This window comes from Planomonospora algeriensis (assembly GCF_977012225.1).
Window position 1 is genome coordinate 1 of record NZ_CDRNDK010000315.1, and the last position, 7,767, is coordinate 7,767.

Sequence of the window (7,767 nt, forward strand, 5' to 3'; positions counted from 1 at the left end):
CTCGCCCGGGCGGCCCGGGCCTGTTTCGCCGCGGCCCGCGACGCCCTGCCCCGGATCGGGGCCGCCGACCTGGTGCCCCTGGTGGACGCCTACATCGAACGCTACGTCGAACCCGGCCGGTGCCCGGCCGACGACCTGCTCTGCGAGGTGCCGACATGACCACCGAGGATGTGACCACCGAAGGTGTGAACAGCGCGGACATGACCACCGAGGACGGGATCAAGGAACGCGTCGCCGCAGAGCTGGAGGCCGTACGGCGGCGCAGCCTCGGCCTGACCGTCGAGGTCCTGGACGCCGGGGAGCTGACGGCCCAGCACTCGCCGCTGATGTCCCCGCTGGTGTGGGACCTGGCCCACGTCGGCAACTACGAGGAGCAGTGGCTGGTGCGGGCCGCGGCCGGGGACGCGCCGCTCCGGCCGGAGATCGACCGGCTCTACGACGCCTTCGAGCACCCCCGGGCGGACCGGGTCGCGCTGCCCCTGCTGCCGCCGCGCGAGGCGCGGAGCTACCTCGACCAGGTGCGCTCGCGGGTGCTGGACTCCCTCGGCCGGGTCCGGTTCACCCCCGACCGGCCGCTGCTGGTCGGCGGCTTCGTCTACGGGATGGTCGTCCAGCACGAGCACCAGCACGACGAGACGATGCTCGCCACCCACCAGCTCCGCCGGGGCGGGCCGGTGCTGGACGAACCGGCCGCCCCGGCGGTCGGCGCCCCGCCCGCTCCGGCGGAGGTCCTCGTCGCGGAGGGGCCCTTCACGATGGGCACGGACGGGGGCACGGACGGGGGCACGGACGGGGGAGGCGACCCCTGGTCCTACGACAACGAGCGCCCCGCCCACACCGTGCACCTGCCCGCCTACTGGATCGACGCCGCCCCGGTCGTCAACCGCGCCTACCTGGAGTTCATGGCGGACGGCGGGTACGACCACCCCCGGTGGTGGACGCCCGCCGGGTGGGAGTGGCGCAACCGGTCGGGCAAGCGGGCCCCGGCCTTCTGGGCGCGGGAGGGCGGGCAGTGGACGCGGCGCCGTTTCGGCCGGACCGAGCCGCTCCCGCCGGACGAGCCGGTGCAGCACGTGTGCTGGTACGAGGCGGACGCCTACGCCCGCTGGGCCGGCAAGCGTCTGCCCACGGAGGCCGAGTGGGAGAAGGCGGCCCGGTTCGACCCCGCGACCGGGACCTCCCGCCGTTTCCCCTGGGGCGACGCCGATCCCGGACCGGACCACGCCAACCTGGGCCAGCGCAGGCTGGGCCCCGCCCCGGCGGGCGCGTTCCCCGCCGGGGCCTCGCCGTACGGCTGCCACCAGATGATCGGCGACGTGTGGGAGTGGACCTCGACCGACTTCACCGGCTACCCCGGGTTCGCGGTCTTCCCCTACGCGGAGTACTCCGAGGTCTTCTTCGGCGGCGAGTACAAGGTGCTGCGCGGCGGCTCGTGGGCGACCCACCCGTCGGTGGCCCGGGCCACGTTCCGCAACTGGGACCACCCGGTCCGCAGGCAGATCTTCGCCGGGTTCCGCTGCGCCCGGGACGCCGCCTAGATGTGCCGCCACCTGGCCTACCTCGGGCCGCCCGTCACGCTGCACGAGCTGCTGCACGTCCCGCCGCACTCCCTGCTCACCCAGTCCTACGCCCCCCGCCGCCAGCAGCACGGCCTGGTCAACGCCGACGGGTACGGGGTGGGCTGGTACCACCCCGGCCGCGCCCGCCCGGTCCGCTACCGCAGGGCCGTGCCGATGTGGGCGGACGCCTCCTTCGCCGAGGTCGCGCAGGTGGTCTCGGCGGCCTGCGTGCTGGCGGCGGTGCGCAGCGCCACCCCGGGCTTCCCCGTCGACGAGTCGTGTGCCCAGCCGTTCACCTGCGACGGCTGGCTGTTCAGCCACAACGGCAGGATCGACGCCTTCGCCGGAGTGGAGGAGCGGCTGCGCGGCCTCGGCGAGAGCGGCGTCCCCGACGCCCGCGCCCCCGTCGACTCCGCGCTGCTGTTCGCCATGGCCGTACGGCTCTGGCGGCGGGGGAGCCCGCTGGACGGCGCGCTCGCGTCGGTCGCCGCCCGGGCCGCCGCGCTCGCGCCCGGCCGCTACAACCTGCTCGCCGCCGACGGCGTACGGCTGGCCGCCACCGCCTGCGGCGACAGCCTGTACCTGCGGTGCGACGGCGAATCCGTGGTGATCGCCTCCGAACCCTTCGACGACGACGCCCGCTGGCGACCGGTCCCCGACGGCTCCCTCGTCACCGCGGACGCGCACGGCGCCGTCATCCGCCCGATCAAGGAGATTCCATGTCCGAACCCGTTGTCGAGTGCCACCTGACCCCGGACGACCTGGCCAAGTCGCTCCGCCGGGACGTGTACGACGGGCTGGCCGCGGCCCCCAGGACGCTGCCGCCCAAGTGGTTCTACGACGAGCGCGGCAGCGGGCTGTTCGAGGAGATCACCCGGCTGGAGGAGTACTACCTCACCCGCGCCGAGAAGACGATCCTGCGCGAGCGGGCGGCCGAGGTCGCCGCCGCGACCGGCGCCGACACGCTCATCGAGCTGGGCGCGGGCTCGGGGGAGAAGACCCGGCTGCTGCTCGGCGCGCTGCGCTCGGCCGGCACGCTCCGGCGGTACGTGCCGGTCGACGTCAGCGGCGACTTCCTGGCCGCCTCCGCCCGGCGGATCGGTGCCGAGTACCCCGGCCTGTCCGTGCGGGCGGTCGTCGCCGACTTCGAACGGCACCTGGACGTCCTGCCGGGCGGGGGCAGGCGGCTGGTCGCCTTCCTCGGCTCGACCGTCGGCAACCTGCCCCCGGCGGAGCGCCGCTCGTTCTACGGGGAGCTGCGCTCGGCCCTGGAGCCCGGTGACTCCCTGCTGCTCGGATTCGACCTGGTCAAGGACCCGGCCCGGCTGCTCGCGGCCTACGACGACGCCCGCGGGGTCACCGCCGAGTTCAACCGGAACGTGCTGCGCGTCGTCAACCGGGAGCTGGGCGCGGACTTCGTCCCGGAAGCGTTCGAGCACGTCGCGCTCTGGGACGCCGAGGCCGAGTGGATGGAGATGCGCCTGCGCTCGGCGACCGGCCAGCGGGTGCGCATCCCCGACCTGGACCTGGAGCTGGACTTCGCGGCGGGGGAGGAGATCCGTACCGAGATCTCCGCCAAGTTCCGGCTCACGGGCGTGCGCGCCGAGCTGGAGGGCGCCGGATTCGCCCTGGAGCGCTGGTGGACCGACCCGCCGGGCGACTTCGCCCTCTGCGTCGCCGGAGTCGGGGAGAATGGCGGGCCGGTTTGAGATCCGGCCGCGCGCCGATGTCCGGGACGGGACGGCGGCTCCGACGTCTCCGGTGAGGGCGCCGGAGAACCGGTGCCGGAAGTGGAGGAGAGACCGTGAAGTACATGATCCTGACGTACGCCTCGCAGCGGGACTACGACGCCATGGCCGGCCGGCCCGGTGAGCCGGGGGCCTGGTCCGCGGAGGACTTCGCGGCGATGGGCGCGTTCATGGAGTCCTTCAACAAGGACCTGGAGGAGTCCGGTGAGCTCGTCGAGACGCGGGGCCTGACCGCCCCGGTCCACACCCGCAGGGTCGGGCCGCTGCGAGAGGGCGTGCCGGTCGTGACGGACGGGCCGTACGCCGAGACCCAGGAGGTCCTGGCGGGCTACTGGATCGTGGAGTGCGAGAGCTTCGACCGGGCGACCGAGATCGCGGCCCGGCTGGCGGAGTGCCCGGCTCCGGCCGACGTCGTCGCGCGCGCGGTGGCGGACGTGCGGCCGCTCGCCGGCTCCCAGGGCGACCTGGAGTTCTGATCCCCGCCATGCCCGGTTCCGAGGTCGAGGACCTGCTGCGCCCGCTGGCGCCGCAGGTCCTCGGCGCGCTGGTACGGCGCTACGGGCACTTCGACACCGCCGAGGACGCGGTGCAGGAGGCGCTCCTCGCGGCCGCCGTGCAGTGGCCCCGGGAGGGCGTCCCCGGCAACCCCCGGGGGTGGCTGATCACGGTCGCCTCGCGCCGGCTGACGACCTGCTCCGCAGCGAGCAGGCCCGGCGCGACCGCGAGGACGCGGTCACCCGGTGGACGCCCCCCGGTGGATGGACGGCGCCCGCCGCCGACCGGCCGCCCTCCGAGAGCGACGACACGCTGATCCTGCTGTTCATGTGCTGCCACCCCGCGCTCTCCCCGGCGTCGCAGATCGCGCTCACCCTGCGGGCGGTCGGCGGCCTGTCCACCGCGGAGGTCGCCCGCGCGTTCCTGGTGCCGGAGGCGACCATGACCCGGCGGATCAGCCGGGCCAAGCAGCGGATCAGGGACGGCGGCGCGCCCTTCCGGATGCCCTCGCCCGGGGAGCGTGCCGAGCGGCTCGGCGCGGTCCTGCACGTGCTCTACCTGGTCTTCAACGAGGGCTACGCCAGCACGTCGGGGCCGGAGCTGTACCGCGCCGAGCTCTCGGCGGAGGCGATCCGGCTGACCCGCACGGTCCACCGGCTGCTGCCCGGAGACGGCGAGGTGGCGGGGCTGCTCGCGCTGATGCTGCTCACCGACGCGCGGCGGCCGGCGCGCACCGGGCCGGACGGCGAGCTGGTCCCGATGGCCGAGCAGGACCGGAGCCGGTGGGACGCCGAGGCCGTCGCCGAGGGCGTGGCCCTCATCACCGCGGCCCTCCCCCGGGGGCCGGTCGGCCCCCACCAGCTCCAGGCGGCGATCGCCGCGGTCCACGCGGAGGCGCCGAGCGCCGCGGAGACCGACTGGCCGCAGATCGCGGCGCTGTACGAGCTGCTGATGCGGGTCTCCGGCGGCCCCGTGGTGGCGCTGAACCACGCGGTGGCGGTGGCGATGGCCCGCGGCCCGCAGGCGGGCCTCGACCTGGTCGAGAAGCTCGGGACGGACGAACGGATCGCCGGGGACCACCGGCTGCACGCGGTCCGCGCGCACCTGCTGGAGGAGGCCGGTGACCGCGCGGCGGCATACGAGGCCTACCTGGAGGCGGCCCGGCGGGCGACCGGCCTGGCCCAGCAGCGCTACCTGCACTCCCGTGCGGCCCGGCTGGCCGGCGGCCACTGAGCCGCCCGCCGTCCCGGTACCGGAGCCGAGAGGTCAGTCCTTCCCGCGCAGGAACACGGCCGCCGAGAGGCATCCCGCGCCGGTCAGCCCCTGCAGCAGGCGGAGCGCGACCAGGTCGAAGTCGTCGCCCAGGCCGTCGAGGAGGGCGTGGGCGATCCGCGCGACGCGGGGACGCCACGGTTCGACGCGGCGCGGGGTGAACACCCCGTGCATGATCCGCCGGTAGCGGGCGTGCTCCGGCGGGTCCTGGTTGATCAGCGCGTCCGGGTCGTCGTCGACGCCGATGCCGCTCACCAGCCGCGGCAGCCCCGGCAGGCGCAGGTTGCGGCTGGAGGCGGGCGAGGCCAGCAGCGCGCGGACGTCCTCGTATCCGACGGCCACGGGGACGCGGTCGCCGCTGGGCATGGCGGCGGGCTCCAGCGGGCCCGATTCGCGCCGGCGGGCGAACTCCGGCGACGGCGTGCCCATCGGGCCCGGCGCGATGTCCGGCCACGGCCCTTCCGGTTCCGGTGCGGTGGTCATCGCGGCCCCTTCCGGTACGGGGGTGCCCGGGAGACGGGCCCATGCGGAACGTGCGCAGTCCCGCACCCGTCGTCAACAGGCCGCGGGGCGGCGGCTACGGGCCCGCGACCGGACCGGCGGCGGGCGGAACGCCGTTCTCCGCGTCGTCGACCAGCAGGAAGGCGGGCCGGTTCTCGCGCCACTCGGGCACGTCCATCGCGTTGAGCACGGAGACCAGCTTCTTCTCCTCGTAGATGAAGTGCGTCTGCATGACCGCCGACAGCGCGTGCACCTCCTCGCGCACCCTGGCGGCCGTCGCCGGGTCCGGTTCCTCCGGGAGGGAGTCGAGCAGCCTCTGCAGGTTCCCCATCAGCCAGTCCAGCTGGTTGTGGTCCGTGCGCAGGTCGGAGAGCACCTTGCGCAGCTCGGGGAACTCCTCGGCGATCGCCGGGAACGCACCCCTGTCCTCACCGATGTGGTGGCGGGTCAGCGCCGTGCAGAAGGAGAGGCAGTGGGCGCGCAGGTCCCGGGGCGGAAGTCCCCTGCCGTCGAGGTAGTCGTCGATGCCGTCCTGGAGGTCCTCCAGCATCTCGCGGAGCCAGATGTGCACTTCGAGCAACTGCGTGCCCAGGGCGGTGAGGCGGCTGCCGGCCTCGGAACGTGCGTCCATGCGCTTCTTTCCGGGTGGGATGGGTGGCTGCGGTGGGGCGGAGGCGTCCGTGCATGATCTCACGGCCGGGCCGCGGGAGCTGGCGGCCGGCCCGCTCCTCCGACCGCCGCCATCATGGCCGGACGCTGGATCCGCACGGCGGCCGTCGACGACGGGCGGGGGCGGTACTGGAAGGCCGACCCGGACCCGCGCGGCGGTCGGCGCTGGCGGCCCCCGCCGGAGGCGGTCTGCGCCGAGGAATCCGGGCGGGTCGGCCGGTTGTGCTCAACAGGGCTCCGGCGATGCCGATCGGACGGGTGCGATGAGGAACAGGATCGATATGCCGAACGAGTCGAACGAGCTGTGGCACCGGTCGGCGGTGTCCAGCGCCGAAACGCCCTCCATCCTGCTGGTGGACGACGAGCCGACCGTGCTGGAGACGCTCGTCCACCAGCTCGGCCAGGACTACCGCGTCGTGACCGCACCCGACGGACGCGCCGCCCTGGCGGCTCTCGCCGAGCACGGCCCCTTCGCCGCGGTGGTCAGCGACATGCGCATGCCGAACATCGACGGCATCGAGCTGCTCGGGCAGGTGCGCCTGCATCATCCGGACGTCACCCGCATCCTGCACACGGCCCAGGGCGACCTGCCCTCCGCCGTCTCGGCGATCAACGACGGGCAGGTCTTCCGCTTCCTGTGCAAGCCCTGCCCCACCAGGGAACTGCGCGGTACCGTCCGCGACGCGGTGGAGCGGCACCGCCTGGTCTCGACCGAGCGGGAGATCCTCGACAAGACGCTCCGCACCAGCCTGCAGGCGCTCTTCGGCTGCCTGGAGCTGGCCAATCCCCAGGCGTTCGCCCGCGCGGGACGCATCCGGGACCTGGTGGGCGAGCTCTGCGGGGAACTCGGACTGGACGGCGTCTGGGAGATCGAGGTGGCCGCCATGGCCTCCCAGCTCGGTGCGGTCACGGTTCCCGCGAGCGTGCTGGAGAAGCTGGACCGGGGACAGCAGCTGCCGGACGACGAGCAGAAGATGATCGCCGCCATGCCGGGCATCGCGGCGCGGCTGCTGCAGGACGTGCCGATGCTCGAGACCGTCGTGGAGATCGTGCGTGGACTCCGCCCGGTCCGCGTCGCCGGATGGGGCGACGGATGGGCGGCCGAGGAGCGGCCGTCGAGTCCGATCGTGGAGGCCGCCGTCGGCGTGCTGCACGCGGCGATCGAGTTCGAGGGGTTCGCCGGACGCGGGGTGGCGGCGGACAGGGCCGTCGCCGCGCTGGAGCGGCAGGGGGGCCACGACGACGCGGTGCTGACCGCCCTGCGCCGGGTCCGGGGGGCGGCGGGGGCACGGGAGTCCGTGCGCGCCTTCCGCGTCGGAGAACTGGAGGTCGGCATGCGGATCGCCGAGGACGTCGTCGCCGTCAACGGCCCGGTGCTCATCGGCCGCGGCGTCCGCGTCACCGAACTGCTCCTGGAACGCCTGACCAACTACAAGCACATCGTGCAGCTGGTGGAACCCGTCTGGGTGAGCGTGGCCGACGCGCCGGAGGCCGACGCGCCGGAGGCGGACGCGCCCGGGACG

7 protein-coding genes and 1 pseudogene are annotated in these 7,767 nt (G+C 74.5%); 6 read left to right on the forward strand and 2 right to left on the reverse strand.

The genetic code is table 11. The annotated features are described in order from the left end of the window. Positions 1-200: 200 nt before the first annotated feature. The 5 genes and pseudogenes from egtB to ACWJ6R_RS25795 all read left to right on the forward strand — a co-directional run bounded on the left by egtB (position 201) and on the right by ACWJ6R_RS25795 (position 5,035). Entirely contained in the window at positions 201-1,538 is a 1,338-nt protein-coding gene (gene egtB / locus ACWJ6R_RS25775) for an ergothioneine biosynthesis protein EgtB (RefSeq protein WP_449064714.1), read from the forward strand. After that, positions 1,539-2,309 (forward strand): ergothioneine biosynthesis protein EgtC, encoded by a 771-nt coding sequence (gene egtC, locus ACWJ6R_RS25780; protein ID WP_449064709.1) that lies wholly within the window; start codon positions 1,539-1,541, stop codon positions 2,307-2,309. It abuts the gene before it with no gap. Beyond that, a complete protein-coding gene (gene egtD, locus ACWJ6R_RS25785; RefSeq protein WP_449064710.1) occupies positions 2,279-3,268 on the forward strand; it encodes an L-histidine N(alpha)-methyltransferase in 990 nt (329 codons plus the stop codon). The genes egtC and egtD overlap by 31 nt, the downstream gene beginning before the upstream one ends. Before the next feature lie 104 nt (positions 3,269-3,372). Continuing rightward, positions 3,373-3,783 carry a YciI family protein gene (locus tag ACWJ6R_RS25790; protein ID WP_449064715.1) on the forward strand — a complete coding sequence of 137 codons (411 nt, stop codon included), beginning with the start codon at positions 3,373-3,375 and terminating at the stop codon, positions 3,781-3,783. A gap of 8 nt (positions 3,784-3,791) precedes the next feature. Continuing rightward, positions 3,792-5,035: pseudogene (locus ACWJ6R_RS25795) on the forward strand (RNA polymerase sigma factor). Positions 5,036-5,068: 33 nt separating this feature from the next. Here the strand turns inward: ACWJ6R_RS25795 and ACWJ6R_RS25800 are convergent. Together ACWJ6R_RS25800 and ACWJ6R_RS25805 are read right to left on the reverse strand one after the other, a co-directional pair. Continuing rightward, on the reverse strand, positions 5,069-5,557 hold the full coding sequence (locus ACWJ6R_RS25800; RefSeq protein ID WP_449064711.1) for a hypothetical protein: 489 nt from the start codon (positions 5,555-5,557) through the stop codon (positions 5,069-5,071). A gap of 94 nt (positions 5,558-5,651) precedes the next feature. Then, positions 5,652-6,206: a hemerythrin domain-containing protein gene (locus ACWJ6R_RS25805; protein WP_449064712.1), complete on the reverse strand. Its 555-nt coding sequence runs from the start codon at positions 6,204-6,206 to the stop codon at positions 5,652-5,654. A 319-nt stretch (positions 6,207-6,525) separates the two neighbouring features. Here ACWJ6R_RS25805 and ACWJ6R_RS25810 point away from each other — a divergent pair. After that, positions 6,526-7,767, forward strand: a 1,242-nt coding sequence (locus tag ACWJ6R_RS25810; protein WP_449064713.1) for a response regulator, incomplete at its 3' end; no start/stop codon positions are given.

Coding starts and splice junctions, on each gene's coding strand:
- egtB (WP_449064714.1), top strand. CDS start 201: ATGACCACCGAGGACGGGATCAAGGAACGCGTCGCCGCAGAGCTGGAG.
- egtC (WP_449064709.1), top strand. CDS start 1,539: ATGTGCCGCCACCTGGCCTACCTCGGGCCGCCCGTCACGCTGCACGAG.
- egtD (WP_449064710.1), top strand. CDS start 2,279: ATGTCCGAACCCGTTGTCGAGTGCCACCTGACCCCGGACGACCTGGCC.
- ACWJ6R_RS25790 (WP_449064715.1), top strand. CDS start 3,373: ATGATCCTGACGTACGCCTCGCAGCGGGACTACGACGCCATGGCCGGC.
- ACWJ6R_RS25800 (WP_449064711.1), bottom strand. CDS start 5,557: ATGACCACCGCACCGGAACCGGAAGGGCCGTGGCCGGACATCGCGCCG.
- ACWJ6R_RS25805 (WP_449064712.1), bottom strand. CDS start 6,206: ATGGACGCACGTTCCGAGGCCGGCAGCCGCCTCACCGCCCTGGGCACG.